The following is a 594-nucleotide window of genomic DNA, read 5'->3' on the forward strand; positions in this document are numbered from 1 at the left end:
GGGCGGTGCTGTCCCGCGGCGCCCCGCTTCCGTTGATCGCCGCGAGCTTCCGGCCGATCGGCGCCGGTGGCGTGAACGGGCAGGCCGGGTCGTTCGGCATTCTGAACGCGCCGGGCTTCACGCTGTTCGCGGTCTACACGCTGCCGGCAGAGTTCGACGCGGTGAGGTACCTGATCGGCAACGACACCGGCACGGCCTACACGCTCGACGGCATGTCGTGCGCACCGAGCGCCGCGATGGGTGCGCTCGGCAACGGCCGGGGTTGGGGGCGGCCCGGTGATTCGTTCGAGTGGATCGGCCCGAACGCTCGTGCGAACCTGCCGCAGTTCGTAATTCCGCAGGACGCGGCCGGCGTCGAGCTGCTCCCGACTCCTGTCACGTTCGGCAATGGTGGCCTGGACGTGGCGATCGGCGATCAGTTAACCAGCTCGACCCGCAGCGTCGTGCTGCCCGGCGGTGTCGCGCCGAACGGCACTCTCTCGGGCTCTATCGACTGGACGTTCAGCGATTGGGCCGCTGTCGAGTCGCTACCCCGCACCGACGGTGGGGCGCTTCCGTTACTGTTCCTGCGAATGTCCTTCGTGAACGGCCACG

1 protein-coding gene is annotated in these 594 nt (G+C 68.9%); it reads left to right on the forward strand.

Annotated features, from left to right (window positions below; translation table 11 throughout):
- Nucleotides 1–594 (forward strand): hypothetical protein (locus tag ABTU92_RS29845; RefSeq protein WP_408095159.1); only part of this gene is annotated, 594 nt, incomplete at both ends.

It is taken from the genome of Rhodoplanes sp. SY1, from assembly GCF_046000175.1.
Lineage (GTDB): Bacteria > Pseudomonadota > Alphaproteobacteria > Rhizobiales > Xanthobacteraceae > Rhodoplanes.